At 72.6% G+C, this 24,678-nt stretch carries 31 protein-coding genes; 13 read left to right on the plus strand and 18 right to left on the minus strand.

Translation table 11 applies throughout. From position 1 onward, the window contains the following. Positions 1-25 precede the first annotated feature (25 nt). Entirely contained in the window at positions 26-505 is a 480-nt protein-coding gene (locus QI633_RS26630; protein WP_282429329.1) for an Rrf2 family transcriptional regulator, read from the minus strand. Positions 506-585: 80 nt separating this feature from the next. On the opposite strand from QI633_RS26630, the gene QI633_RS26635 reads away from it, so the two are divergent. Together QI633_RS26635 and QI633_RS26640 are read left to right on the plus strand one after the other, a co-directional pair. Further along, the gene (locus QI633_RS26635; protein WP_282427674.1) at positions 586-1,188 is read left to right on the plus strand and encodes a TetR/AcrR family transcriptional regulator; all 603 of its coding nucleotides are present in this window, start codon (positions 586-588) and stop codon (positions 1,186-1,188) included. Between the two features lie 63 nt (positions 1,189-1,251). After that, entirely contained in the window at positions 1,252-2,508 is a 1,257-nt protein-coding gene (locus tag QI633_RS26640) for an NAD(P)/FAD-dependent oxidoreductase (RefSeq protein ID WP_282427675.1), read from the plus strand. On the opposite strand, the gene QI633_RS26645 is transcribed toward QI633_RS26640, so the two are convergent. The 3 genes from QI633_RS26645 to QI633_RS26655 form a co-directional block, all read right to left on the minus strand. After that, positions 2,483-2,818: a YnfA family protein gene (locus QI633_RS26645; protein ID WP_282427676.1), complete on the minus strand. Its 336-nt coding sequence runs from the start codon at positions 2,816-2,818 to the stop codon at positions 2,483-2,485. The two genes, QI633_RS26640 and QI633_RS26645, sit on opposite strands and share 26 nt — an antisense overlap. 108 nt (positions 2,819-2,926) lie before the next feature. Further along, positions 2,927-5,317: a PQQ-binding-like beta-propeller repeat protein gene (locus QI633_RS26650; RefSeq protein WP_282427677.1), complete on the minus strand. Its 2,391-nt coding sequence runs from the start codon at positions 5,315-5,317 to the stop codon at positions 2,927-2,929. A gap of 69 nt (positions 5,318-5,386) precedes the next feature. Then, complete coding sequence (locus tag QI633_RS26655) at positions 5,387-5,617, minus strand: hypothetical protein (protein ID WP_141796575.1); 231 nt, start codon at positions 5,615-5,617, stop codon at positions 5,387-5,389. Positions 5,618-5,737: 120 nt separating this feature from the next. On the opposite strand from QI633_RS26655, the gene QI633_RS26660 reads away from it, so the two are divergent. From QI633_RS26660 to QI633_RS26675, 4 genes are read left to right on the plus strand one after another with little or no spacing between them, the layout of a single operon-like run. Further along, positions 5,738-6,544, plus strand: coding sequence for an ATP-binding cassette domain-containing protein (locus QI633_RS26660; protein WP_282427678.1), 807 nt, complete (start codon positions 5,738-5,740; stop codon positions 6,542-6,544). A 7-nt stretch (positions 6,545-6,551) separates the two neighbouring features. Continuing rightward, a complete protein-coding gene (locus QI633_RS26665; protein WP_282427679.1) occupies positions 6,552-7,313 on the plus strand; it encodes an ABC transporter permease in 762 nt (253 codons plus the stop codon). Between the two features lie 12 nt (positions 7,314-7,325). Further along, positions 7,326-8,093 (plus strand): MerR family transcriptional regulator, encoded by a 768-nt coding sequence (locus QI633_RS26670; protein WP_282427680.1) that lies wholly within the window; start codon positions 7,326-7,328, stop codon positions 8,091-8,093. A 24-nt stretch (positions 8,094-8,117) separates the two neighbouring features. Continuing rightward, the gene (locus QI633_RS26675; protein WP_282427681.1) at positions 8,118-8,636 is read left to right on the plus strand and encodes a hypothetical protein; all 519 of its coding nucleotides are present in this window, start codon (positions 8,118-8,120) and stop codon (positions 8,634-8,636) included. Here the strand turns inward: QI633_RS26675 and QI633_RS26680 are convergent. After that, complete coding sequence (locus QI633_RS26680) at positions 8,605-9,117, minus strand: VOC family protein (protein ID WP_141796570.1); 513 nt, start codon at positions 9,115-9,117, stop codon at positions 8,605-8,607. The two genes, QI633_RS26675 and QI633_RS26680, sit on opposite strands and share 32 nt — an antisense overlap. Before the next feature lie 127 nt (positions 9,118-9,244). Between QI633_RS26680 and QI633_RS26685 the strand changes: the two genes are divergently transcribed. After that, complete coding sequence (locus QI633_RS26685) at positions 9,245-9,610, plus strand: MmcQ/YjbR family DNA-binding protein (protein ID WP_141796569.1); 366 nt, start codon at positions 9,245-9,247, stop codon at positions 9,608-9,610. A gap of 14 nt (positions 9,611-9,624) precedes the next feature. On the opposite strand, the gene QI633_RS26690 is transcribed toward QI633_RS26685, so the two are convergent. Continuing rightward, positions 9,625-10,395 carry a TetR/AcrR family transcriptional regulator C-terminal domain-containing protein gene (locus QI633_RS26690; RefSeq protein ID WP_282427682.1) on the minus strand — a complete coding sequence of 257 codons (771 nt, stop codon included), beginning with the start codon at positions 10,393-10,395 and terminating at the stop codon, positions 9,625-9,627. Between the two features lie 69 nt (positions 10,396-10,464). On the opposite strand from QI633_RS26690, the gene QI633_RS26695 reads away from it, so the two are divergent. Next, complete coding sequence (locus tag QI633_RS26695; protein WP_141796567.1) at positions 10,465-10,866, plus strand: VOC family protein; 402 nt, start codon at positions 10,465-10,467, stop codon at positions 10,864-10,866. A 31-nt stretch (positions 10,867-10,897) separates the two neighbouring features. Here the strand turns inward: QI633_RS26695 and QI633_RS26700 are convergent, their stop codons facing one another. The 3 genes from QI633_RS26700 to QI633_RS26710 form a co-directional block, all read right to left on the minus strand. Then, entirely contained in the window at positions 10,898-11,461 is a 564-nt protein-coding gene (locus QI633_RS26700; RefSeq protein WP_282427683.1) for a GNAT family protein, read from the minus strand. Beyond that, positions 11,458-12,354: a LysR substrate-binding domain-containing protein gene (locus QI633_RS26705; protein ID WP_282427684.1), complete on the minus strand. Its 897-nt coding sequence runs from the start codon at positions 12,352-12,354 to the stop codon at positions 11,458-11,460. Before QI633_RS26705 ends, QI633_RS26700 begins: the two co-directional genes overlap by 4 nt. 299 nt (positions 12,355-12,653) lie before the next feature. Beyond that, positions 12,654-13,049: a hypothetical protein gene (locus tag QI633_RS26710; RefSeq protein WP_282427685.1), complete on the minus strand. Its 396-nt coding sequence runs from the start codon at positions 13,047-13,049 to the stop codon at positions 12,654-12,656. Positions 13,050-13,173: 124 nt separating this feature from the next. On the opposite strand from QI633_RS26710, the gene QI633_RS26715 reads away from it, so the two are divergent. Together QI633_RS26715 and QI633_RS26720 are read left to right on the plus strand one after the other, a co-directional pair. Beyond that, on the plus strand, positions 13,174-13,716 hold the full coding sequence (locus QI633_RS26715; RefSeq protein WP_282427686.1) for a TetR/AcrR family transcriptional regulator: 543 nt from the start codon (positions 13,174-13,176) through the stop codon (positions 13,714-13,716). Positions 13,717-13,762: 46 nt separating this feature from the next. Then, entirely contained in the window at positions 13,763-14,107 is a 345-nt protein-coding gene (locus QI633_RS26720; RefSeq protein ID WP_282427687.1) for a hypothetical protein, read from the plus strand. Positions 14,108-14,116: 9 nt separating this feature from the next. On the opposite strand, the gene QI633_RS26725 is transcribed toward QI633_RS26720, so the two are convergent. Together QI633_RS26725 and dnaB are read right to left on the minus strand one after the other, a co-directional pair. Next, positions 14,117-14,656, minus strand: a complete 540-nt coding sequence (locus QI633_RS26725; protein WP_282427688.1) for a DinB family protein — start codon at positions 14,654-14,656, stop codon at positions 14,117-14,119. A gap of 16 nt (positions 14,657-14,672) precedes the next feature. Then, positions 14,673-16,082 carry a replicative DNA helicase gene (gene dnaB, locus QI633_RS26730; RefSeq protein WP_141796558.1) on the minus strand — a complete coding sequence of 470 codons (1,410 nt, stop codon included), beginning with the start codon at positions 16,080-16,082 and terminating at the stop codon, positions 14,673-14,675. A 455-nt stretch (positions 16,083-16,537) separates the two neighbouring features. On the opposite strand from dnaB, the gene QI633_RS26735 reads away from it, so the two are divergent. Together QI633_RS26735 and QI633_RS26740 are read left to right on the plus strand one after the other, a co-directional pair. Next, positions 16,538-17,884: an MATE family efflux transporter gene (locus tag QI633_RS26735; protein ID WP_260805684.1), complete on the plus strand. Its 1,347-nt coding sequence runs from the start codon at positions 16,538-16,540 to the stop codon at positions 17,882-17,884. Beyond that, the gene (locus QI633_RS26740) at positions 17,881-18,441 is read left to right on the plus strand and encodes a hypothetical protein (protein ID WP_282427689.1); all 561 of its coding nucleotides are present in this window, start codon (positions 17,881-17,883) and stop codon (positions 18,439-18,441) included. Before QI633_RS26735 ends, QI633_RS26740 begins: the two co-directional genes overlap by 4 nt. Here QI633_RS26740 and QI633_RS26745 read toward each other — a convergent pair. From QI633_RS26745 to QI633_RS26770, 6 genes are all read right to left on the minus strand, one after another. Continuing rightward, positions 18,431-19,072 carry a hypothetical protein gene (locus QI633_RS26745; RefSeq protein ID WP_141796555.1) on the minus strand — a complete coding sequence of 214 codons (642 nt, stop codon included), beginning with the start codon at positions 19,070-19,072 and terminating at the stop codon, positions 18,431-18,433. The two genes, QI633_RS26740 and QI633_RS26745, sit on opposite strands and share 11 nt — an antisense overlap. 97 nt (positions 19,073-19,169) lie before the next feature. Next, entirely contained in the window at positions 19,170-19,616 is a 447-nt protein-coding gene (gene rplI / locus QI633_RS26750) for a 50S ribosomal protein L9 (RefSeq protein WP_141796554.1), read from the minus strand. Between the two features lie 28 nt (positions 19,617-19,644). Beyond that, positions 19,645-19,881, minus strand: a complete 237-nt coding sequence (gene rpsR / locus QI633_RS26755) for a 30S ribosomal protein S18 (protein ID WP_141796553.1) — start codon at positions 19,879-19,881, stop codon at positions 19,645-19,647. 100 nt (positions 19,882-19,981) lie between these two features. After that, on the minus strand, positions 19,982-20,554 hold the full coding sequence (locus QI633_RS26760) for a single-stranded DNA-binding protein (protein ID WP_141796552.1): 573 nt from the start codon (positions 20,552-20,554) through the stop codon (positions 19,982-19,984). A 126-nt stretch (positions 20,555-20,680) separates the two neighbouring features. After that, a complete protein-coding gene (gene rpsF, locus QI633_RS26765) occupies positions 20,681-20,968 on the minus strand; it encodes a 30S ribosomal protein S6 (RefSeq protein ID WP_139623520.1) in 288 nt (95 codons plus the stop codon). Between the two features lie 160 nt (positions 20,969-21,128). Next, positions 21,129-23,126 (minus strand): FHA domain-containing protein, encoded by a 1,998-nt coding sequence (locus QI633_RS26770; RefSeq protein ID WP_160158129.1) that lies wholly within the window; start codon positions 23,124-23,126, stop codon positions 21,129-21,131. Between the two features lie 65 nt (positions 23,127-23,191). Here QI633_RS26770 and QI633_RS26775 point away from each other — a divergent pair, with 65 nt between their 5' ends. Next, positions 23,192-23,989, plus strand: coding sequence for a deoxyribonuclease IV (locus tag QI633_RS26775; protein ID WP_141796550.1), 798 nt, complete (start codon positions 23,192-23,194; stop codon positions 23,987-23,989). Positions 23,990-23,998: 9 nt separating this feature from the next. Here QI633_RS26775 and QI633_RS26780 read toward each other — a convergent pair whose 3' ends face one another. Then, a complete protein-coding gene (locus QI633_RS26780; RefSeq protein ID WP_141796549.1) occupies positions 23,999-24,673 on the minus strand; it encodes a hypothetical protein in 675 nt (224 codons plus the stop codon). Positions 24,674-24,678: the final 5 nt, after the last annotated feature.

Raw genomic sequence — 24,678 nt, forward strand, 5'->3', positions numbered from 1 at the left:
GAACGGCGCTCAGCCTGGATCAGGCTCAGGTACGGGCGAAGTGCCGCCGGGCGTCGGCTGCGACGCTGCGCGGCGTCGCGGCCGCGAGGTCGAGGACCGAGGTGGCGGCCAGCTCGCGGCGCCAGGCGAGCTCGGCACCGCGCATGGCGTGGGCGATGCCGCAGGGCTTGGCGAACTCACGGGCCGGGCGGTCCTGGTTCATCCCGCGCTGCCGGATCTCGGTGCAGGCGAAGGCCTCGTCGGGGCCCTCGATCGCCGCGACCACGTCCATCAGGGTGATCCGGTCGGCCGGTCGGGCCAGCCGGACGCCGCCGTTCTTGCCGGGCACCGACTCGGTGATGCCGGCCCGGGTCAGGGCCTGCACCTGCTTGACGAGGTACGGCGCCGGCAGCTCGTAGGCCTCCGCGAGCCGCGCGACCGGGACGGGCGCGGGACGTCCCTCGTCGCCCTGGAGCCAGTGCAGCAGCACGCAGACGTGGGCGGCCCACTCGACGCCCTCGTTCATCCGCACGACCGTGCCTCCTTTATCTGGATACAGAATATCCATGTATCGGTCCGCGAGGCAACCGGCGGTACGGTGCCGACGTGGCGTACATCAGGGCAGCGGACCGGCAGGAGCAGATCGTCGCGGCCACCATCCGGGTGCTGGAGGCCGGCGGCGTGTCCGGTACGACGATGCGCGCGGTCGCCGCCGAGGCCGGCATGCCGCTCGGCACCCTGCACTACACGTTCCCCTCGCGCGACGAGCTGCTGCGCACCGTGATCACCCGGGTCGTGGACGACACCTCCGCCGCCCTGCGGGAGGCGCTGGACCTCGAGCAGGGCGTCGAGCACGCGCTGCGCCAAGGCGTCAGGACCTTCTGGGACAGGCTGCTCGACGGCGGGACCGGCGTGCAGGTCATGCAGTACGAGCTCGCGATGTACTCCGCGCGCAGTGACGCCGGCGGTCTCGCCCGTCTGGAGTTCGCGCGCTACACCGACCTGCTCACCGAGCTGTGCTCCGAGGCCGCGGCCTTCGCGGGCGAGGAGTGCGCGGTACCTCCCGACGTGCTGGCCCGACTCGTCCTCGGCGTCGTGGACGGCCTGGTCCTGCAGCACATCGCGAACCCCGACCTCGCGCGCTCGGAGCGCGACCTCGCGCACGCGCTCGACATGCTCGTCGCCCTCGCGGCACCCCGGCGGCGCTGACCTCCCTCTTGCGCGACGGCCCGGGGAGGCCTACCGTTGCCCGAAATTCGGACGGACGTCCGAGTGGGATGCGAGGAATCATGGACGCACAGGTCGTGGTCGTCGGAGCAGGACTGTCCGGGCTGGTCGCCGCGCGCGAGCTGGTCCGCGGCCCTCGGCTCCCGCCTCGACCTCGGCGGCACCTGGATCGGCCACGACCACCACCGGATCCGCGCCCTGGCCGAGGAGCTCGGAGCCACCCCGTTCCCCATGCACACCGGCGCCCTCCCCCTCCTGGCCGACGGCGAGCGACGGCTCTCCCCCGCCGGCCCCTGGTTGGCCCCCGCCCTCGCCGCGCTGTCTGCCCTCGCCGTCGCAAGCCGGCGCCGGCGCCCGCACCCCAGCCGCCGTCGTACGACGCTCGCCGACCGGCTCCGCCGCGTCCCGGGCCGGCGCTCCCGGCGGCTGCTCGAGGTGCTCGCCGAGGTCTCCTGGACCACCGACCCCGACCGGCTCTCGACCAGCACCGTCGGCGACCTGGTCCGTCTGCAGGGCGGGCTGCGGACCATGCTGTCGACGAAAGGCGGCGCCCAGGACACTCTCGTCGTCGAGGGCATCGGCACCCTCGTCGAGACCCTCGCCGCCGGTCTGGGCGACCGGGTCCGGATCGGCTGCCTGGTCGAGCGGGTCACCCGCCGCGCCGACGGAATCACCCTGGACACGACCATGGGCCCGGTCCGCACAAGCGCCGTCGTCATCACCGCGCCGCCGCCAACTGCCGCCCGGATCGTCCACGAGCCCCCGCTCCCCGCCGCCCGCACCGCCCTCGAGCAGGGCACCGAGATGGGCACCGTCCACAAGGCGGTCGCGGTCTACCAGCGGCCCTTCTGGCGCAGGAGCCGCGGCGGCGAGCTGATCCTGCTCGGCAGCCCCGGCGGCGCGGTCTTCGACACCTCACCGCCCGACGGCCCCGGGCACCTCACCTTCCTCGCCGGCGGTGCCGACGCCCGTGCCCTCGACGCGCTCGACCCGGCTGCCCGTCGTACCGCGATCCTGGACGCGCTCGCGCCCCACCTCGGCGAGGAGGTACGCCGACCGGCCGGGTGGCACGAGAAGTCCTGGCACCTCGACGAACACGCCGGTGGCGGGTACATCGCCCTGCCGCTGCCCGGCACCACCGTCGCCTGGCCGACGGCGACGCCGGCGCTCGGCGGCCTGCACTGGGCCGGCGCGGAGTCGGCCGAGGAGCACCCGGGCTACCTGGACGGCGCGGTCGAGTCAGGCCTGCGCGTCGCGGCGGAGGTGCTCGACGAGCTCAGCCCGACCGCGGCGCGTACATGATGATCGCCACGCCGAGCAGGCAGACCAGGGCGCCCGCGACGTCGTACCGGTCGGGCCGGAAGCCGTCGAGCGCCATCCCCCACAGCAGCGAGCCGGCGACGAAGACGCCGCCGTACGCCGCCAGGATCCGGCCGAAGTGCGCGTCCGGCTGGAGGGTCGCGACGAAGCCGTAGAGCCCGAGCGCGATCACGCCGGCGCCGATCCACAGCCAGCCGCGGTGCTCGCGCACGCCCTGCCAGACCAGCCACGCGCCGCCGATCTCGGCGACCGCGGCCAGCACGAACAGGGGGATCGAACGAACCAGGTCCACGCGCCCGATCCTCGCAGGAAGTCGGGCGATCACTTGTAACTAAGTGTTACAGCACGGTTTTCCACAACATGAGCCCCACCTGTCCCAAATCCCGTACGTAACACTTAGTTACAAGCGAGGCTGGGTCGCCAGGACCTGCCGCGCCAGCGCGATCGCCTGCTGCTCGAGGGCGGCGGCTGAGGAGCCCTCCCGCTGCACGAACACCACGACGCCGAGGTTGCGGTCCCGGACCAGGACCCGGGCCGCGCTCCAGAACCGGCTGACCCCGTCGTCGCGCAGCAGCCAGGTCTTGTCCCAGCCCTGCACGCGCGCCTGGTCGCCGAGTCCCGGGACCGGGGCCTGGCGGTCGGCGTACCCGGTGGCGCCGGCGGTGTAGCGGAACGCCTGGCGGGCCAACCGAGTGCCGGGGGTGCCGGACAGCGTGCTCGACGGCACGGCGTACATCCCGATCTGGACAGCATCGTTGTCGCCACTGCCGTCGGGAGCCTGCCACGCACAGCCCGCCACCCGGCGCTGGTCGTCGGCGCCGGGTCGCAGGTCCCTGCCGCGCAGGCCGGAGACCGCCGACGAGGTCGCGAGCACCTTGCACAGGTCGGGGCGCGGTCGCAGGGCCGGGGTCGCCGGCGCCTCGACGGCAGGGCCGCTCGCCTCCAGGCCCGCCGCGTCCAGGACCTCCACCACGGCCGCCCAGGCGCCGTCCTCCAGGCGGTAGGCGGCCAGGGAGCCGCTGGTGTCGGTGGCCCGGGCGGTGACCTCCACGTCGACGTGGACGACGACATTGGCGACCCGGACCAGCAGGCTGACGTTGCCGTCCCGACCGCCGATCCCGGCGCCCTGGACGAGATAGGCCTCGTCGCCGACGCCGGGGAGCTCGGCCTCGCGCTTGGCGAGCGGCGCGTCGGGGTCGTAGTCGCCCGCGACCATGGACTTCTCCCGGATCACCTTCACCCGCACCTGCGCCTGCTCGGTCGCGGTCGCCTTCTCGACGTCCCCGACGGCCTTGGTCGGCGTACCGACGTAGGTCTCGATGTGGAGCTCACGGTCCGTGCCTCGGGGCTCGGCCCGCTCGACCCAGTCGCAGCCGGCGGGACGCGGCAGGTCGAGGCGGTGGAACCCGAGCGTCGTGAGCGTCTCGTCGCTGACCGGGCAGTCCTCGACGTCGTCAGGACGGACCTCGCCGTCCTGCCAGCCGTCCTCGTCGATCTCGCTGGGGTAGGCCGGGTCGTCCCAGGAGAGGTCGACGTCGCCGGAGACGTGGGGGCCCTTCCCGGGCGCCGGGAGGCGGTACGCCGCCACGCCGGTCTCGGTCGACGCGAGCAGCAGGTCGCCGACCGTGCCCAGGACGCTGCGCCCCTCGATCCGGCCGAGCACCTCGACGTCGGTGACGTCGTCGGGAGCGTGCCGGGTCACGACCGTCGGCGTGGGACCGTCCACGTGCATCAGGTCGCTGGCGACGACCAGGCCCTTGTCGAGGCCGACGAGGCTGCCGCTCTCGGGGAAGCCGCTCCACAGCGTCGGGGCGCCCGCCGGGTCCAGCCCGGCCGCCCGGCCGGTGGTCGCCCCGAGCGGGGTCGGGTACCCGTTGCCCAGCACGATGACGCCGTCCACCGAGCCGAGGGAGCGCAGCTCGCTCCTCCTCTCGTCCGGCAGCTGTCCCCCGGTGGGCGCGATCAGCTCGCCGGTCGCCGGGTCCACCCGCCAGGCCAGCCGGTGTCCCTTCACGGAGAGCTCGATCACGAGCGGGTCGGCCGAGAGGATCTGCCCGAGATCGCCGTCGGTGAACCGGCGCCGGAAGGCCCGCTCGCCGGTGTCGGCGTCGTACAGCGTCAGGAACGAGCGCGAGCCGAAGTCCGGCGTCTCGAGCTGCGCGATCCACTGCCCGTCGACGGCCCACCGGTCGCAGGAGAACCCGTCACTGCCGACGACCTCGATCCGGTCGAGCGGCTTGCCGGTGCGCAGGTCGTAGCGCCGCATCGGACCGCACACCACGGGCTTGACGCTGACCGTGCTGTCGCCGACGGCGACCAGCCGGTCCCAGACCGGCGAGCGGCTCCCCACACCACCGATGCGCCGCTTCCAGACCACCGCGCCGGTGGCGGCATCCACAGCCGCCAGGGTGGGGCACCGGTCACTGCCGGTGTCCTTGCCGCCGGGCTTGTAGCCGATCACGAGCAGCCCGTCCTGCGCCCGCTCGGGGAAGGCGCACACCGCCGCAGCGGGCACTCGCCACCGCTCCTGGCCGGTGGCCGCGTCGAGACCGACCAGCCCCTTGCTCTCCGGCTGCCTGCTCTCCACGACGACGACGTCGTCGGCCCGCAGCAGCCCGCCGTTGCCGACGCCCCGGACGGCGTCGCTGGTCCAGGCCTGCGCGAGAGCGGGTACGACGGGCCCGCCGGCCGGCTTGCTGGCCGGCTCCTCGTCGCTGCTGCACGCCGCGAGCGCGCCCAGCGCGAGGCTCGCCGCCAGGCCGCTGATCCAGGTCCTCCGCCACGTCGTCACGACAGGGGCAGTTCCCCCGCGGAGGGCGGCCGAATCCCGGGCGGGGCTCACCAGTGGGTCAGCGGTGGCTCAGAAGTAGCCGCCGGGCCGCTCGGCGGTGTCACCGGGACGGATGCCGTCCTGCCAGTCGATGATGGTGCTGCGCGCGTCGAGATCGACGTCGGGGTTGGCCCGGATGAACTCGTGGACCACCCGCTCCGGGTCGACCCGCTCGCGGTTGACGATCAGCCGGCCGTAGGCGACCAGCTCCCGCACCGTGAACGTCCGCACCACATCGCCGTAGCCCTGAGCCCGAGTCATGGCAGCACGGTACCTCCGGTCCTCGCCGGACCGTCACCGAGCGTCGTACGACGGCTCACCAGAAACTTCTCCGGATTCGGGCTTGACCTTGACGCAACGTCAACCCCGCACGCTTCTTGCATGACCAACGCAACCACTCCCCCGCAACGCCACGCGGCGGCCATCCGGGTCACCGGCGTGGAGAAGTCCTTCGGCGACCTCGCGGTGCTCCAGGGCGTCGACCTCGAGGTCGCGCCGGGCAGCATCTTCGCGCTGCTCGGCTCCAACGGCGCCGGCAAGACGACGCTGATCCGGATCCTCGCGACGCTGCTGAAGGCGGACGCCGGTACGGCGAGCGTGCAGGGCTTCGATGTCGCGACCCAGCCCGACCGGGTGCGCGAGTCCTTCAGCCTGACCGGGCAGTTCGCCGCGGTCGACGAGATCCTGACCGGCCGCGAGAACCTCGTGCTGGTCGGCCGGCTGCGCCACCTCCCCGACCCGGGGAAGGTCGCCGACGACCTGCTCGCCCGGTTCTCGCTGGCCGACGCCGGCGACCGTCGCGCGAGCACCTACTCCGGCGGCATGCGCCGGCGCCTCGACATCGCGATGAGCCTGATCGGCGACCCGCCGGTCATCTTCCTCGACGAGCCGACCACCGGGCTGGACCCGCAGGCCCGGATCGAGGTGTGGCAGGCGGTGCGCGACCTGGCCGCGAGTGGCACCACGGTGCTGCTCACCACCCAGTACCTCGAGGAGGCCGAGGAGCTGGCCGACCGGATCGCGATCCTGCACCGCGGCCGGATCATCGTCGAGGGCACCCTCGCCGAGCTCAAGCAGCTGCTCGGGCCGGCCAAGGTCGAGTACGTCGAGAAGCAGCCGACGCTCGAGGAGATCTTCCTCGCGCTGGTCGGCGACAAGCCCGTCTCCCCCGCCGGCACGGACAAGTGAGGACCCCATGAGCACCCACGTCGTCAGCGACACCCGTACCCTGCTCGGCCGGTCACTGCGCCACATCCTGCGCAGCCCGGACACCATCATCACCACCGCGATCACCCCGATCGCGATGCTGCTGCTCTTCGTCTACGTGTTCGGCGCGGCGATCGACAGCGGCGACGGGACCTACGTGAACTACCTGCTCCCCGGGATCCTGCTGATCACCGTGGCGTCGGGGATCGCCTACACGTCGTACCGGCTGTTCCTGGACCTGCAGGGCGGCATCTTCGAACGCTTCCTGTCCATGCCGATCGCCCGGTCCGCGGCACTGTGGGGCCACGTGCTGACCTCGCTGGTGGCCAACGCGATCTCCGTCGTGCTGGTCGTCCTGGTCGCCCTGCTGATGGGCTTCCGGTCCGGCGCCGGGATCCTCGCCTGGCTCGGCGTGGCCGGCATCCTGGTCCTGTTCACGCTGGCGCTCACCTGGCTCGCGGTGATCGCCGGGCTGGCCGCCAAGTCGCCCGACGGCGCCGGCGGGTTCGCCTACCCGATCATCTTCCTGCCGTTCGTCAGCTCGGCCTTCGTACCGACCGAGGGTATGCCCGGCCCGGTGCGCTGGTTCGCGCAGAACCAGCCGGTCACCTCGATCGTCGACACGCTGCGCGGCCTGCTCACCGAGCAGGCGGTCGGCGACGACGCGTGGGTCGCGCTGGCCTGGTGCGTCGGCCTGCTCGTGCTGGCCCACGCCCTCGCGATGCGCGCCTACCGCCGCCGCTTCGCGTGACAGGCTGATGCGGTGCTGACGATCGGACAGCTGGCGTCGTACGCCGGGGTGACCATCCGGACGGTGCGCCACTACCACCAGGTCGGGCTGCTGCCGGAGCCGGAGCGGGACCGCTCCGGCTACCGGTCCTACGACGCCGCCGCGGTCGTGCGGCTGATCCGGATCCGCACCCTGGCCGACGCCGGCGTACCGCTGGCCCGGGTCCAGGAGCTGCTCGACGCCGACATCGACACCTTCGGCGTCGCGGTCGAGGAGATCGACCGGCGGCTGCGGGCCGAGATCCGAGAGCTGCAGCAGCACCGGAAGCGGATCGCGCAGCTCGGCTCGGGCGACACCCTCGCCGTACCGGAGGAGGTGGCGGGCTATCTCGCCCTGGTCCGCGCGATCGGCGTCCCCGAGGAGATGCTGGAGGCCGAGCGCGACGCCTGGATCCTCATCGCGGCGCGCTACCCGGACCAGATCGGCGCGTTCATGGCCGACAAGCGGGCCCAGCTGGAGGACCCCCGGACGGTCCGGTTCTACCAGCTCATCGGCGAGCTGCTCCGCGGCTCCGACACCGAGGGCGAGCGCCTGGTCCACGAGATGGCCGACCTGCTGGTCGAGCTGTTCGAGGAGGCCGCCGCCACCGGCCAGCTCGAGCAGCAGGACCTGACCATGGACGACTCGGCCTTCATCCAGCTGCTCGACTCGATGGCCGAGGGGCACCCGATGGTGACCCGGCTGCGCGAGCTCCTGGCCGAGCGCGGCTGGGCCGGCTGGACCCGGGTCGAGCGGGCCTGAAGCCCCTCTGGGTAGCCTCGCCACATGGAGATCCAGCGACTCGTCGAGGCGCTCGCGCCACTGCTGCGCGAGCCCGTGGCCGAGGGCGACTTCGCCTACGGCATGGCCGACCTGCCGGCCGCCGGCACCGACGTCATGGTCAACGTGGACCCCGAGACCGAGGACCGCGACGACGTCGAGGTCAATGACCTCGTCGACCGGGTCGCTGCCTTCCTCGCCCTGACGCCCGAGCAGTGGACGGCGATCGTCGACCGGGTGGTCGCCGAGATCGAGGAGGCCGTCGGCGACCAGCCGGTCGCGGAGACGACCGCCCTGCGCGACGACCTGTCCCTGACCTCGTCGGTCGTCTTCGTCGACGCGGTGCTGCTCTCCTTCGTGGCGCCGCTGCAGCTGCCCGACGCCATCGTCCGGGTGCAGCTCGACGACGAGCACCGCTTCGAGGACCTCGAGGTCGAGATCGAGGGCGTCGAGTCCGTCACCTTCGAGGGCCTCGACGACCTGCTCGACGACCTCAGCGAGGAGCCCGGCCCGAGCGCTCCTTGATCCCGGCGAACATCGCCTGGAGGTCGGGCGAGATCTCCGCGAGCTCGACGTACGACGCCCCCGCGGCCGCCGCGTCGAGGTAGGCGAACCGCATCAGCCCGCCGGCCATGGTGCCGGCCTGCACCACCGAGAAGCCGTCGCGCTCCGCCCGCTCCAGCGCGTCGTCCATCGAGGCGACCTCGCAGCACACGTGGTGCAGCCCGGGGCCGCGCTCGGCCAGGAACTCGGTGTAGATCGACGTACCCGCGACCGGGCGGATCAGCTCGAGCTGCAGGTCGCCGGCGTAGCTGAGGGAGATGTCGGCGGTGAAGTCCGCCGGCTCGCCGCGCAGGGTGCAGGCGTCGGGGCCGAAGTGCACACCCGGCATCCGGGTCCACCCCACCGCACCGAGGGTCGCGCCGAGAGCCTGCTCGGTGGCGTCGAGGTCGTCGGTGACCCAGGCGAGCTGGGTGACGGGTCCGTAGGACGGGCTCGGCGGCATGCGCCGAGGCTAGATGAGTAGGTCGAAGGGCTCGCACGCTGCGCTCGCACGATCCCTTCGACCTACTCATCTAGTGGTGCGTCGCCGCCAGCGATGAGTCCGTGCCGTCGTACCGGTCCGTTCCTGCATGGCGAGCCTCGACGACGTCCGCCCCCTGGCCGACGAGCTGGAGCGGTCCTACCCGGTCTACGTCCGCAACCGGCTGAAGTTCCGGGTCGGCCAGATCGTGTACGCCGCGTTCTCCCTCGACGAGACGATCATGGGCTTCGCGTTCCCGAAGGAGGAGCGGGACGCGCTCGTCGCCGGTGAGCCGGACAAGTTCCACCTGCCGGCCGAGTCGGACCTGCGGTTCCACTGGGTGCACGCCGTGCTCGCCGCCCTGGAGCCGGCCGAGGCGCGCGAGCTGGTGGTCGACGCGTGGCGGATGGTCGTGCCGCAGAAGGTGTCGCGGGCCTACGACCTCACGCACCCCGAGGGACCGGGCGAACCCTGAGGATCCGCTCCCGTTCAGCGCTTGCCGTCGATCAGCGCCGCCAGCCCGTCGAGGGTGCGCGCGAGGCCGAACCGCCAGGCCCGGTCGGCGTTCCACGCACTCCCCTGGGCCTCGCCGGCGGCGGCACCGACCCGGACCGCCCGCGGGTAGGCCTCGGGGTCGAGGGCGCGCGCCAGGATCGGCTGGTTGGCCGCCCACCAGTCGGCGTCGCTCATCGCGCTGTCGGTGCTCGCGCGGGCGGCGTCGTGGGCCGCGCGGCAGTGGGCGTGCACGAAGCCGAGCAGGTAGGTGAGCGCGGCGTCGGTGTCGACGTCGCCGAGCCCGGTGCCGTCGTACGCCGCCAGCTCGTGCTCGTACTTCGCCAGCACACCGGGGCCGAGCGGCGGCCGGCTCAGCGCGGCGACCTCGGTCAACCACGGATGGGTGAGCAGGAGGTCGCGGTTGGCCTCCGCGACGCGGGTCAGCCGGGTCCGCCACGACCGCGCACGCCAGGCCGGTCGTGGCATCGCGAGGTACACCGCGTCGACCATCAGGTCGAGCAGCTCGGGCTTGCCGGGCACGTAGGTGTAGACCGACATCGCCGAGATCCCGACCTGCTCGGCCAGCGCACGGGTGGTCACGGCGGCCAGTCCCTGCTCGTCGGCGAGGCCGAGTGCGGCCGTGACGAGCTGCTCGACGCTCACCGAGCGGCCCGGTCCCTTGCGTCGGAGACCTGCCGACGGGTCGCCCCACAGCAGCGCCAAGGTCCGGCTGGGCTCTCCTGCTCCGGTGCTGATCCTCGCCACGGGAACAGTTTCGCATATCTGTACGTTGTACACTGTACAGTGTATGAAGAAAAGCACCCGAGGAGGACCATGAACATCACCGCCACCGCCGTCTCCCTGAACGTCACCGACGTCGAGGCCTCCGCCGCCTGGGCCCGGCGCCACCTCGGCTTCACCGAGGCGATGGCCGCCGACGGGTTCTGCTCGCTCGAGCACCCGCAGTCCGGGATGAACCTGATCTACCTGCGCACCGGGTTGGCCAGCTTCAAGCCGGCCTCCGCCGCCGGGCACGCCGACGGCCTGCTCGTCGTGTTCACCGTCGACGACATCGACGCGGACCACGCCCGGCTGCGGTCCGAGGGGGTCGAGATCGTGACCCCGATCGAGACAGAGCCGTGGGGTGAGCGCTACTTCCAGATGGCCGACCCCAACGGGGTGATCTACCAGCTCGTGCAGTGGGTCGCCCCGACCGACCCGCAGTACGCGGGCTGACTCCCTCGGCTCCACGCGGCGGGGGTGGTGGTCACCGCAGCCACTCCCGCCGCAGCAGGCCGAACACCCACGAGTCCGACACGACACCGTCGACCACACAGTCCTCGCGCAGCGTCCCCTCCCGCACGAACCCGACCTTCTCCAGGACCCGCGCCGAGGCGAGGTTGCGGGTGTCCGTCTCGGCCTGCACCCGGTTGAGGTCCCAGGTGGCGAACGCCCAGGCCAGCACCTCCCGGACCGCCTCCGTCGCGTACCCGCGGCCCCACGCGGCCTCGGTCAGGCAGTAGCCCAGCACGGCGCTGCGGTACGCCGGGTTCCAGCCGCTCACGCTGCACCAGCCGAGGAACGCCCCGTCCTCACGGCGCTCCAGCGCCAGTCGCGCCCCGGTCCCGTCCGCCGCCAGCTGTCTGCTCCGCTCGACGAACGCGACGGCCCGACCGGGATCGGTCCACGGCGGGGAGTCCCAGTAGCGCAGCACGAACGCGTCGCTGTGCAGCGCGAACAGCTCGTCCGCATCGGCCTCGGCGACCGGGCGCAGGATCAGCCGCTCGGTGGCCAGGGTCGGTGTCGGCAGCAGCGGGCGCCCGGGGGTCACGTGACCACCATGGCCGACGTCGCCGCGTCGGCCGCCGCCGCGAACGCCCGGACCAGCGGCGAGCTGCCCGAGGTCCGCCACACCAGCGCCCAGCGCACCGTGGGCGCGCCGTCGAGCGGGAGGTAGGCGACCCCCGGCCACGGGAAGTAGCGCCGCCCCTCGTCGGGCACGGGGCACACGACCGCGCCGGCCGCCACCAGCGCGAGGATCTCCTGGTACGTCGAGGCCGCCGGCCCGCGCGGGACCTCTCGTCCGGCCGGCGTCCGCTCCGGCAGGACCGCCTCGAGCCACGACTGCGGCGCGGGCCCCCGGACCGTGGGGACCGCGTGGTCGGCCAGCGCCTCGATGTCCACCCGGCCCGCCGCGGCCAGCGGATGGTCCTCCGCCGTCATCACCCGCAGTGGCTCCGCTCTCAGGACCGGCCCGACCGTCAGGTCCGGCTCCTCGACCGGGAGCCACGAGGTGAGCACGTCGACCGCGCCGGACCGCAGGGCGGTGAACGGATCGCTGAACACGACCTCGTGGAAGCGCAGCTCGACGCCGGGGTGACTGGCCCGGAACCGCTCCAGCACGGGCTCCAGCTGGTGCACCTGCGCACCCATGAAGCCGAGCGTCAGGGTGCCGGACATCCCGCGCGCCGCGACCGCCGCCGCGGTGATGGCGGCGCCGATGCCGTCGTACGCCGGCCGGAGGCCGTCGCGGAGCACCTCGCCGACCGAGGTGAGCTCGACGCGCCGGCTCGTACGGGCGAACAGCGCCGCCCCGATCGCCCGCTCCTGCTTGCGGATCGCCTGGCTCACCCGCGACACCGAGACGTGCAGCCGCTGCGCCGTACGACCGAAGTGGAGCTCGTCGGCGAGGGTCAGGAAGATCTCGATCTCGCGCAGCTCCACGTCCACCCTCCGCGTTCTCCGCCACGTGAGGCACGCCCGATCGTGAACCTCACGGTGAACGATCGTAGCGGGATCGCCCGTTGTTCCGGACCGGGGCCGACAGCAGGCTGAACCGCGTGAGACCCCACCCAGCACAGGAGAAGCTCGTCCCCTCACCCGCCGGTGTCGACCGCGCCGTCCCACGCAGGCACGGGCTGCCCCGATGCACGAGGCCGAGGCGACGCGTGGAGACCGCGTCGTGCTCGACCCCGGCGAAGCGATCCGTCCCCGCCCGACCGAGCGGCGCGGTCGCTGCGTCGTCATCCGGCGAGGGGGTTCCTCGAGAACGCGCGAGCGACCGACGGGCGCAGGAGCCCGAGGGCGACGGGCAGGAGCAGGACCCCGAAGCAGGCCTGCTCGACCTTCATCCAGGCGGGATAGCCGGAGTCGGGCGAGACGACCAGCGCGGCGATGCCGAGCGGAGCCAGGATGCCGATCAGCCGGATCCGGACGAACGCCGAGCGGTCGGCTCGGCTGCGCGCCCGCCGCACCAGGGCCACGAGCCACAGCCCGCCGAGTGCATAGAAGGCCGAGCGGACCCAGACCACCCAGTTGACGAGGTCGGACCCGGCGATCTGTAGGACGGCGGCCGCGACGAGCGTCAGCGCGGACACGCCGGCGAGGAAGGCGAACACGCCGCCGGCGTACCGCATCACGGCGTCGGCTCGCGGTGGCAGCGTCGATGTTGTTACTTGCATGAGTAAGTTCTTACCTGTACAAGTAAGATCGGTCAAGTCGCCCTGGCGCCGGCCGGGCACCCGAGCCTGCGAGGATGACGCCATGACCAGTGGTCGTCGCGAGCGCATCCTCGAGGCCGCCCTGGTCGTCGTGGCCCGCGAGGGGTGCCACGGCCTGTCCTTCGCCAAGGTCGTGGAGGAGGCCGGCGTCAGCAGCACCCGGCTGATCTCCTACCACTTCGGCTCCCGTGACGACCTGCTCCGGGAGGCGTTCGGCCTCGTGCTCGCCAAGGCCGGCGCGTTCATGGGGCCGCGCATCGCCGCCGAGTCCTCGATGCGCGGCAAGATCCGGGCCTACGTCGTCAGCAACCTGCAGTTCCTCGAGGAGAACCCCGTCGACGCGCGGGCGGCCATCGAGCTCGCGAGCGCCCTCCCGAGCGACCCGGGAGGCCTCGAGCTCCTCGAGAGCGGGTTCCGGGACGGCCAGAGGTCCGGAGAGCTGCGGGACTTCGACGCGCACGTCATGGCCGTCGCCCTGCGGGGGGCGATCGACGCCTCGGTGCTGGACATCGTCGACCACGGCGCGGACGCTGCCCGGGTCGGCGCCGAGCTCGCCGAGCTCTTCGACCGAGCCGTCCGGGCCTGAGGGCGACCGGGGCTCAGCCTGCGACACCCGCCGGAAAGGAACCGACATGACCACACCCGTCACCGATGCACAGATCAGGGACCTCGCCGCGACCGCGGCACCAGCCACCATCGGCGTCCTCCACTGGACCGCGGACCGGCACCAGGACGGTGCCGCCGAGGTCGAGCTGGAGCACCAGCGCCGGATGGTCACGCTGCGTGCCGAGGGCGTCATCGCGGTCCTCGTCCCGGTCCTCTCCGACACCCTGGCCGGCCTCGCCGTCATGACCGTCGGGGTCGACGAGGCCGCCGCGCTGTTCGCCGAGGACCCCTGCGTCCGGGCCGGCATGATGACCTACGAGGTCCACGCCTGCCTCACCTTCCCCGGCGACGCGGTCCCCGGGGGCGCGTGACCTCTCGGCTCAGCTGCCTTCGCGCAGGTAGAGGTCACGCAGCAGGCCGATCTCACCACCGTGGTGCGCGACCTCGTCGAGCGCGTGCAACGCGAGCTTCAGGTAGCGCTCGTCGGCCCAGCCTCCCGGCCCGCGGCCCATCGGCGCCAGCAGGCGCTCGTCGCCGAGGGCCGCGATGCGGGAGACGAAGCGCTCCCAGTCCTCTGCGAGCGCTCGGACACCCTCCTTCGCGGTGCCCGGCCACGCCAGGCGGTCGCCGAAGTCCGGTTCGTCCTCGAAGAAGTGGATCACGTAGCCCCGCAGGCAGCCGGTGCCGATGTGCATGATGCGCCAGGCGATCGTCGTGACGGGATCCGGCACGTCCGGGACCGACGCGGGGAACAGCTCGTCGACACCGAAGGCGCCGTCCTTGCCGGGCCTGACGGTGAGGCAGTCGTCGGCCGGCTCCCACAGGTACTCGGCGTCGGTCAGGCCATCAAGGCGACCGAAGAGACGCCGCCGCACGCCTTCGAAGGCCGCGAGCAGGTCGCGGGTGACGGGGTCAGGCACTTCGGCTCCACCAGCCTCAGTGGGCCATGTCGACGAACCGGCTGTAGTGACCCTGGAAGGCGACCACGATGTCGCGGGTCGCGCCGTTGCGGTGCTTGGCGACGATCAGGTCGGCCTCGCCGGGGCGGGTCGACTCCTTCTCGTAGACGTCGTCGCGGTGGAGCAGGACGACCATGTCGGCGTCCTGCTCGATGGAGCCGGACTCGCGCAGGTCGCTGACGGCGGGGCGCTTGTCGGCGCGCTGCTCGGGGCCACGGTTGAGCTGGGAGAGCGCGATGACCGGGATCTCCAGCTCCTTGGCGAGGAGCTTGATCTGGCGGGAGAACTCGGAGACCTCGAGCTGGCGGGACTCGACCTTCTTGCCCGAGCTCATCAGCTGGAGGTAGTCGATGACCATCAGCTTGAGGTCGTGCTTCTGCTTGAGCCGGCGCGCCTTGGCGCGGATCTCGGTCATCGTCATGTTGGGGGAGTCGTCGATGAACATGGGGGCCGCGGAGACCTTGGCGACGTGGCGGGCCAGGCGGTCCCACTCCTCGGTGCCCATCTTGCCGTTGCGGATGTGGTTGAGCGGGATCCGGGCCTCGGCGGAGAGCAGGCGCATGACGATCTCGCCGCGCGTCATCTCGAGGCTGAAGAAGGCGGCGGTGAGGTTGTTGTGGATGGCGGCGGCGCGGCAGAAGTCGAGTGCCAGCGTTGACTTGCCCATGGCGGGACGCGCGGCGACGACGATCATCTGGCCGGAGTGGAAGCCGTTGGTGAGCTCGTCGAAGTCGGCGAAGCCGGTCGGCACGCCGTAGATGCCGGCCTCGCGGTTCTCCATCGCCTCGATCTCGTCGAGGACGCCGTCCATGATGTCGGACAGGGGCGCGTAGTCCTCCGACTTGTTGCGGTCGGTGACCTTGTAGATCTCGGACTGGGCCTCGTTGACGATGCCCTCGACCTCGCCCTCGCCCGCGTAGCTGATCTGGACGATCTTGGTGCCGGCGTTGACCAGGCGGCGCAGGATCGCCTTCTCGTAGACGATCTCGGCGTAGAAGCCGGCGTTGGCGGCGATCGGCACGTTGGCCGCGAGGGTGTGGAGGTACGGCGCGCCGCCGATCTTCTGCAGCTGGCCGCGCCGCTGCAGCTCGCCGGCGACGGTCACCATGTCGGCCGGCTCGCCGCGGCTGTAGAGGTCGAGGATCGCCTCGTGGATCTCCTCGTGGGCCGGACGGTAGTAGTCGTTGCCGCGGATGACCTCGACGACGTCGGCGATGGCGTCCTTGGAGATGAGCATCGCGCCGAGCACCGACTGCTCGGCCGCCATGTCCTGCGGGGGCGTGCGACCGCCGGTCGGGGCCTCGCCGGGCTGGTACGGCGCGGGGCCGTCGCCGTACGCCTCGGGCGGCTCGGCGGTCCAGGCCGGCGGGTCGTCCGTGAGGCTCACGGTTGTGGTCCCCTTCCTGGTCGCGGTCTGCTCGGTCGTCCGGTGCCCAGCGTGCCGACCGGGTCCGACACAATCGTCGGGCGGTGGCCGGAACGAGCCACGGTGCGGCAACCTACGGGGCTGACCGGGGGCGCCGAAAGGGGCCTATCCACAAGGGTTGGGGATAACCCGGGGCAGGACGTGGACGACACGCGGACATGGTGTGCACGGGGTGGGGAGGAAGCTGTGGAGAAGGTGCGGTCGAAGTGGCCCGAAGCGCCTCTGACCTGCACAAACGCCGTCCGTGTCTTGTGGAGGGCAAAAAACTCGGGTGTGATCCCGTTCACCTTCTGGCCACCGGTCGGTCGGACCGGGTCCGCCGCGGCGCAGCCGCGGGCTACCACACCGGGACCCGAGTTTCCACAGCAGGACCCCACTTATCCACCGGCCCGTCGGGCAGCTGCTGGCGGCACCCGGTGACCGGCGGCCGCGCCCTCGACCGGGAGATCGCCCGGCTCGCGTTCCCCGCCTTCCTCGCCCTCGTGGCCGAGCCGCTGTTCCTGCTCGGCGACGCCGCCGTCGTCGGCCACCTCGGCACCCCCGAGCTGGCCGGCCTCGGCATCGCCGGCACGGTCGTGACGACCGTCGTGGGCCTGTGCATCTTCCTGGCGTACGGCACCACCGCCGGGGTCGCGCGCCAGATCGGCGCCGGCCACCGCGACGCCGCGCTCGCCCAGGGCCTCGACGGCCTCTGGTTGGCCGTGCTCATCGGCCTGCCGGCCACGGCCCTCACCGCGCTCGCCGCCGACCCGCTCGTCGCCGTGTTCGGGGCGTCGCCGGACGTGGTCGAGCCCGCCACGACGTACCTCCGCGTCGCCGCCCTCGGCCTCACCCCACTGCTGCTCATCCTCGCCGGCACCGGCGTCCTGCGGGGCCTGCAGGACACCCGCACGCCGCTCGTCGTCGCGGTGCTCGGCAACCTCGCCAACCTCGGGCTCAACGTCGCCCTCGTGTACGGCGCCGGGCCGGCCCCGCGCCTCGGCATCGCCGGCTCGGCGCTGGGGTCGGTGCTCGCCCAGACCGCGATGGCGATCGCGCTGGTGCTGGTCGTGGTCCGCGCCGCCCGGGCCGAGGGCGCCACGCTGCGTCCGCACCTGCCCGGTGTCCGGGCGGCGGCGCGCGCCGGCGTACCGCTCATCGTGCGGACGCTGACACTGCGCGCCTCGCTCCTGGTGACGACGTACGCCGTCGTCCTGACCGCCACCGGGGGCGCGGCCAGCAGCGCCGCCGTCCCGGTGGCCACCCACCAGCTGGCGATGACCCTGTGGGGCTTCCTGGCCTATGTCCTCGACGCCATCGCGATCGCCGCGCAGGCGATCACCGGGCGCTTCCTCGGCGCGGGCGACGTCGCCGGCACCCGCGCGGTCACCGGCCGGATGGTCGCCTGGGGGATCGTCAGCGGCGTCGTCACCGGCCTGCTGCTGGCCGCCGCGAGTCCCTGGCTCGGCGCGTTGTTCACGCCCGACGCCGGGGTCCGGGACGCCCTGGTCCCCGTGCTGCTCGTCGCCGCGCTCGCCCAGCCGGTCGCCGGCGTGGTGTTCGTCCTCGACGGCGTGCTGATCGGCGCGGGCGACGGCCGGTACCTGGCCCGCGCCGGCGTGGCCGTCCTCGCGGGCTACGCTCCGCTGGTGCTGCTGACGAGTGCGCTGGGCGCCGGGCTCCCCTGGCTGTGGGCCGTGTTCTGCGCCGTGTTCATGGGCGGACGGCTGATCACGCTGGTCCGCCGCGCCCGCGGGGACGCCTGGCTGGTGGCCGGCGCGTGAAGCCCCTCTACTGGATCGCGATCGGACTGGCCGTCGTCGTCTTCACGGCCGCCCCCGACGACAAGTACGACGTCTCGGAGGTCCTCGGCTGCCTGCTGGTGCTGGTCGGCTACGTCCGCCTCGTCCGGGCCGCGCCCGACCTGCCCCTGCGCCTGACGCTCGGCTACCTCGCGGTCGTCGCGCTGATCGTCGCCGCGGCGCTCAGCCCGCCCGACGCCCGCGCCTGGCTCGACGACGCCGACCCGGCGGTCGTGTGGGCGTCCTCACTCCCGGCACTGGGCTTCCAGGCGGCGCTGTGCCACGCCCTCGGCGCCCGCTCCCGCGAGGCCGGGGCCCGCAGTGGCTTGTGGTGGTTCGTCGCCGAGGCCGCGATCCTGGTCTCGCTCGTCGCCAACGTGCTCTACAACGGCGCGGGCTGGCGCTGGCTGTACGGCGTCGGCACGGTCGGTCTCGCCGGCGTCCTGCTCGTCATCCTGCTCTGCGCGCTCCTGGGCTCGGCGCCGTGGGCCGGGGCCGAGCCGTCGGAGTCCGAGCCGTCGGGGGACCTCAGCCCTTGATCGCGGCCAGCACCTTCTCGGCCAGTCCGACGGACTGGTTGAGCGGGTCGCCCTCGTACTCGACACCCTCGTCGTAGTCGAGGTCGATCTGCAGCAGCACCGCAGGCGTGCAGGCGCGCAGCTCACCCTCGAAGTCCGGCGGGTTGCTCACCTTCCACCAGCCCTTGGTGGCACCGGCGATGTCGTCGGCCGGGTCGACGATGCCGTCGTCGTCACCGGGCTGGGGGCAGCCGAAGGCGCCCTTCGTGAAGTCCTCGGGGCCGGTCAGCTTGACGGTCACCTCGGCGAGGCCCGGGGCCTCGAACGAGCAGTCGTCGCTGGTCCAGGCCAGGCCGCCCTCGGTGTGGTCGTCGCCGCCGACCTCGGGGGCGCCGAACGGCATGCCGTAGGCCTCGGCCAGGTCGTCGGCGCTCACGACATCGCACGCGCCGGGCAGGCCGGCGGCCGCGGACGTCGCCGGCTCGGTGGGCGCCGTCGTCGCAGCGCTGGTCTCCTCGGTCGGCGTCGACGCGTCGGTCGCGCTGGACGCGTCCGTGGGGGTGTCGGTCGCGTCGGGCTCGTCGTCTCCGCAGGCCGCGAGGACTGGGGTCAGCAGCAGGAGGGCGGCAGGCCAGAGCCGTCGTACACGCATGGGAACTCCTGGGTCTAGGGGGAAGGAAGGAGTGCCCCAAAAGTAGCGGCGTGGCCGGCCCCGAGGGGACCGGCCACGCCGTCGTACGTCGATCGGGTCAGCCCGGGATGACGTTGAGGGCCACCGCGGCGGACACCTCGTCGTGGAGCTTGACCGACACCGCGTGGTTGCCCAGCGACTTGATCGGGTTGCCGAGGACGATGGTCCGCTTGTCGATCGCCTCGCCGGCGGCCTCGCCGAGCGCGGCGGCGATGTCGGCGGGGGTGACCGCACCGAACAGGCGGCCGCCCTGGCCGGCCTTGACCTTGACGTCGACCGGCGAGCCCTCGAGCTTCGCCTTCAGGTCGGCGGCGTGGGCCTCGTCGCGGACGGCACGGGCCGAGCGGGCGGCCTTGATCGAGTCGGCCTGCGCCTGGGCGCCCCGGGTCCACCGGATGCCGAAGCCGCGGGGGATGAGGTAGTTGCGGCCGTAGCCGTCCTTGACCTCGACCACGTCGCCGGCAGCGCCGAGGTTCTCGACCTCCTGCGTCAGGATGATCTTCATGAGTTCAGCTCTCCTTCTCTGACTCTGCTCAGCGACCGGCGGAGGTGTAGGGCAGCAGCGCGACCTCGCGGGCGTTCTTCACCGCGATCGCGACGTCCCGCTGGTGCTGGACGCAGTTGCCGGTCACCCGACGGGCGCGGATCTTGCCGCGGTCGGAGATGAACTTCTTCAGAAGGGCGGTGTCCTTGTAGTCGACACCGGTGGCCTTCTCCTTGCAGAACTGGCAAACCTTCTTCTTGGGCTTGCGGACGACTGCCTTCGCCATTGTGGTGCTCCTCCTCAGAGCCCGGCCGCGTCAGTCAGAAAGCGGCCGGAATGGTTGGTTGTATCGGTGGTTGAGGTGCGAGCCTGCGAGCCTCGAGACCTCAGAACGGGGGCTCGTCGTTGGACGAGACACCCGGCGCGGCCCACGGGTCGTTGGCCGGGGCGCCGCCCCCGTAGTTGGAACCGCCACCCTGGTTGCCGCCACCGGACGGGGCGCTGCCCCACGGGTCCTGACCCGCGGGACGGCCGCCGCCACCCTGGTTGCCGCCACCCTGGTTGCCGCCGCCGTACCCGCCGCCACCGCCGGAGCGGCTCGCGCGGGTGACCTTGGCGGTCGCCCAGGTGAGCGACGGGCCGATCTCGTCGACCTGCAGCTCGTTGACGGTGCGCTTCTCACCCTCGCGGGTCTCGTAGGAGCGCGACACCAGACGGCCCTGCACGACGACGCGCATGCCCTTCTGGAGGGACTCGGCGACGTTCTCCGCGACCTGGCGCCAGACCGAGCAGCGGAGGAACAGGGTGTCCCCGTCCTTCCACTCGTTGGTCTGCCGGTCGAAGGACCGCGGCGTCGAGGCCACCGTGAAGTTGGCGACAGCCGCGCCCGACGGGGTGAAGCGAAGCTCCGGGTCGTCGGTGAGGTTGCCGATGACGGTGATGACGGTGTCGCCAGCCATGGTGGTCTCCTGTGCGGTGGGGTTCGAGTGGCCCGCCCGGGCTCAGTCCCGGGCAACGGACCCCATGGTGTCCCGTGGTGCCGACAATGAACAGCCGGCATCCACAGGCACGGGGCCCTGGCTTCCTCAGACGGTGGGTCGCAGGACCTTGGTCCGCAGGACGGACTCGTTGAGGGTCAGCTGGCGGTCGAGCTCGTCGACCGTCGCCGGGGCGGCGGTCAGCTTGACGATGGCGTAGATGCCCTCGGCGTGCTTCTTGATCTCGTACGCCAGGCGGCGCTTGCCCCACACGTCGACGTTGTCGACCGTGCCGCCGTCGTTGCGGACGACGTTCAGGTACTTGTCGAGCGACGGCTGAACCGTCCGCTCGTCGAGGCTCGGGTCGAGGATGACCACGACTTCGTAGTTGCGCAAAGCGGTCTCCACCTCCTCTGGACTCAGGCGGCCGCGGACTTTCCACGGCAGGAGGGCCTTGCTTGTCTGGCTGGTTCGGCCCAGCAGACGGATACGGTGCCAGCGGCACCGGACGGGACAGGCTAACAGCGCCCGCCCGCCCGGACCGAATCCCGCCCGGCTACCCGAACAGGACCGGGTTCTCGATCCGGGTCCCGTCGATGACCAGCGTCGCGATCGCGGCGGAGAGCCCCTCGGGTACGTCGAGCGACACCGTCGCGCAGACGTCGTCGGAGCCGAGGTCCCACGACCCGTCGAGCGAGCCGATCAGCTGGCCCTGGGGGTCGGCGAGCTCGATGGTGAACGGCGTGCCGTCGGGCAGCCCGCTGACGGCGAAGTGCGCGTACAGGGTCGCCGGGAGGCTCACCCCGCTGAGCACCTGCGGGTCGTCGAGCGTGCTGGTGGTCGAGCAGGCGCCGCTGCCGTCGGTGGACCAGCCCTTGGGCGAGGCGGTGGCCTGGCCCATCGGGTCGGCCGGGGTCTCCGGCACGTCGTCGAGGTACGGCGACACGTACTCCGGGTCGCCGCCCTTCTTGGCGATGTCGACGATGTCCTCGGTCAGGTTGACCGGCCGGATCCGGGCGGAGCCGCCGGTGAACGCACCGCCCTCGCCACTGCTGCCCACGGTCGACTCGGTGACGACGGCGCTGTTGATGCCGACCAGCTCGCCGTCGTCGTTGATCGAGGCGCCGCCGGAGTTGCCGGAGCCGATCCGGATGTCGCTGTCGATCCAGGCGCGGTTGCCCGGGACCGCGGCCTCCTTGAGGAAGGTCGACACGACGCCGCGGGTCACGGTCAGCGCCCGGTCGAGGCCGTCGTCGGAGGCGACGTGGGCGACGGCCGGGAAGCCGAGCGCGGTGAGCTCGTCACCGGTGCGCAGGTCGTCGCTGTCGCCGAGCGGCACCGGCGGCGGCAGGTCGAGCTCGTCCTTGCCGATCTCCTTGCCGTCCTCGTCGGCGGTGATCTTGAGGACCGCGAGGTCGAGGACGCCGTCGGCGACGATCGCCTCGGCGGAGTACGACGGCGCGGCCGGCTTGTCGTCCTCGGCCGAGGTGAGCGCGACCAGGAGCCCGGCGGGGTCCTCCTCGTCGCCCTGCTGGCCGGGCGCGCTGGGCTTGCCGACGTGGGCGTTGGTGAGGATCAGCCCGTCGTCGCTGATGATCGTGCCGGAGCCGGTGTAGATCGGCTCGCCGTCGTCGTCGACGGCGATGATGAGGACGCTGGCGAGCTTGGCGCGGTCGAGCTCCTCGGTGCTGAGACCGGCGGCCTCCTGCGAACCGCCACCGCTGCCGCCGGACTCGTCGTCCCCGCCCAGCAGCACCGCCGCCGTGACGCCGCCGCCGACCAGGACCAGCGCCGCGACGATGCCGCCGACCAGGGCGGCGGTGCGCCTGCGCTTCTTCTTGGCGATCGACTTCTGCGCGACGCCGGTCGCGACGATCGGGACCACCTCGACCTCGGCGCCCGCGGTGGGGTGGCCGAGCATCAGCGTGGTCGGATCCTCGAGCTTGCGCTGGGTGACCCGGTCCTCCTCGAGGAAGGTGCCGGCGGTCGACCGGTCGACGTACCACCACCCGTCGGGGCGCCCCTCGACCACGCCGTGGAGCCGGGAGACCGACGGGTCGTCGACGACGACCTCGCTGGCCGGGTCGCGGCCGATGCGGACGACGACGCCCGGCGGGAACCTCTTCGAGACGCCGCCGGCGCGCACCAGCAGCCCGGGGCCGCTGACGTAGCCGGGGCCGGCGGGGCCGACGCCGGGCAGCACGGTCTGCTGGAGGCCCGCGGGCGGCAGCGTCGCCGGGTCGGGGGCGGCGGGGCGCGAGACGCCGGCCGGCGTCAGCTGGACCTCCTCGCCGTTCACGCCACCGAACCGCACCGTCGTCGGCCCCGTGACGCGGACCTCCGTCACGCGGTTGCCGTTGAGGAAGGTGCCGCCGCTCGAGCCGGTGTCGACGAGCACCCAGCCGGAGCCGTCCGAGCGCAGCTGCGCGTGCTGGCGGGACGCGGAGGGCGCCGTGAGGACGATGTCGGAGCCGGTGTCGCGTCCGATGCTGACGACGCGCGGCTCCTCGAACGACCAGGTACGGCCGCCGCTGGAGACGTGAAGGGTGGTCACGCGAGGAAGGTAGTGCCCCGGCGCCCGATCCACGAGTGTCGCCGCCGGTCGATACGGTGACGACCATGAGCGAGCTGCGCATCGGAGCCCACGTCGACCAGACCGACCCGATCGCCGAGGCGGCCGCGCGCAACGCCCCGCTCGTGCAGTTCTTCCTCGGCAACCCGCAGTCCTACAAGGGCCCCGTGCTGTCGTACGATGGCGGCCCGGCCGCCCTCCGCGCCGCCGCCGAGGCCGCGGGTGTCGACCTGTACGTGCACGCGCCGTACCTGATCAACGTCGCGACCACCAACAACCGCCAGCGGATCCCGAGCCGCAAGCTGTTGCAGCAGCACATGGACGCCGCCGCCGAGCTCGGCGCCAAGGGGCTCATCGTCCACGGCGGCCACGTCACCGACGAGGACGACCCTGCCAAGGGCTTCGACAACTGGCGCAAGGCGGTCGAGGCGACCGACATCAAGATCCCGCTGCTCATCGAGAACACGGCGGGCGGCACCAACGCGATGACCCGCTACCTCGAGCGGATCAAGGGCACCTGGGACGCGATCGCGTCCGCCGAGGGCGCCGACATGGTCGGCTTCTGCCTCGACACCTGTCACGCCCACGCCGGCGGCAACGCCCTGGAGACCATCGTCGACGACGTCCTCGCGATCACCGGCCGGATCGACCTGGTCCACGCCAACGACAGCCGCGACGCCTTCGACTCCGGCGCCGACCGGCATGCCAACTTCGGCGCCGGCCAGATCGACCCGGACCTGCTCGCCCAGGTCGTCCGCGACGCCGGCGCGCCGGTCGTGTGCGAGACGCCCGGCGGGGCCGAGGAGCACGTCGCCGACTTCGCGTGGCTGCGCGAGCGCCTGTGACCGCGTCCCTCAGCCGAGCGCGATCCGCTCGACCACCCGCGACCTGAGGACCAGGTCGTCCATGGTCTCGGTCAGGTGCACCTCGTCGACCCGCAGCGGTACGACGAGCCGTTCGCGGTGGTGCGCGACGAGGCTCCGCAGACCGTCGTACGCGGCCGCCGTGACGTCCTGGCGCAGCTGGACGAACCCGGCGAGCAGCGGCCGGAACGGAGCGCCCACGTGGGTGGCGAGCGCGGCGAGCGCGGCAGTGGTCGCCGCGTCGGCAGGCTCGACCGGCAGGTAGATCCGACCCCGGTTGTAGCGACCCACCCACGGTCCGCGGACCACCATGTCGAGCGGCCTCCTGGCCGCGTCCGGGAGCACGCCGCCGACGTCGCTCACCCCTGGTGCGAGCGTCGCATGCATCCGGTCCGCGCGCGCCTGGATTCCGGCGAACCAGACCGCGGGCGCCGCGGCGCTGGCCGCGAGGTCGGCGAGGAACGCCCGCACCGACGGCGCCTCGAGCAGGCTCTTCGGCAGCGGTACGACGACCGAGCGGACCGGCGGCCAGAACTCGCCCGGTCCCAGCGAGCGGGGACCGAGCGGCGGGCGCGGTCGGTCGTGGAGGAGCGGCAGCTGGCGGGTGCGGTACCGCTCGTCCAGGGTGAGCGCATCCCGCTCGGCCCACGGGAACGCGTCGAGCATCCCGG

The sequence above is a fragment of the Nocardioides sp. QY071 genome, assembly GCF_029961765.1.
Classification (GTDB): domain Bacteria; phylum Actinomycetota; class Actinomycetes; order Propionibacteriales; family Nocardioidaceae; genus Nocardioides.